The 489-nt window shown below is 72.6% G+C and carries 1 pseudogene; it reads left to right on the forward strand.

What is annotated here, in order from left to right:
- Positions 1-348 precede the first annotated feature (348 nt).
- Positions 349-489: pseudogene (locus PUR26_RS02095) on the forward strand (hydroxymethylbilane synthase); the annotation flags it as partial.

Below are 489 nucleotides of genomic sequence, written 5' to 3' on the forward strand. Positions count from 1 at the left end.
GAGAGCGGTGATCCTCGTACGAGCAGCCATGTCAGGCCCCCTTTCCGGCGCCGGTGCGGCGTTCCGTCGGCTGGGTCACCCGGTCGAGCACCAGGCCGAGGCAGACGATCGCGGCGCCCGCGACCAGTCCGGTCGCCAGGGCCGGGCGGCAGTGACGGCGGCGGTGCCGGCAGGCCGGTGGCGTCGGCAGGGACGACCGACGCTCGCCCCAGAGCCAGGAGAGGGAGTCCGACGACTGAGTTCGACCCTCTGCCCGGGTCGCTCCACGGGGACGTGCGCGCCCTGCTCGAAGTGGCCTCCCACGCGCTGCGCCACCCCGTCGCCTCGCAGGTCATCCCCGATCTGCTGGTGGAGGCCGGCTGCAGCGCACCTGTGGGTGCGCTCGCCGACCTGCTGGCCGATGGGCAGGTTGTTCATGAGATGCGCCTGCGGGGTGTCGTCGGTACGACCGACGGTTCCACGCTGGTGCAGTTGTCCACCACCGGTCCC

It is taken from the genome of Streptomyces sp. SP18CS02 (assembly GCF_036322365.1).
Taxonomy (GTDB): Bacteria; Actinomycetota; Actinomycetes; order Streptomycetales; family Streptomycetaceae; genus Streptomyces.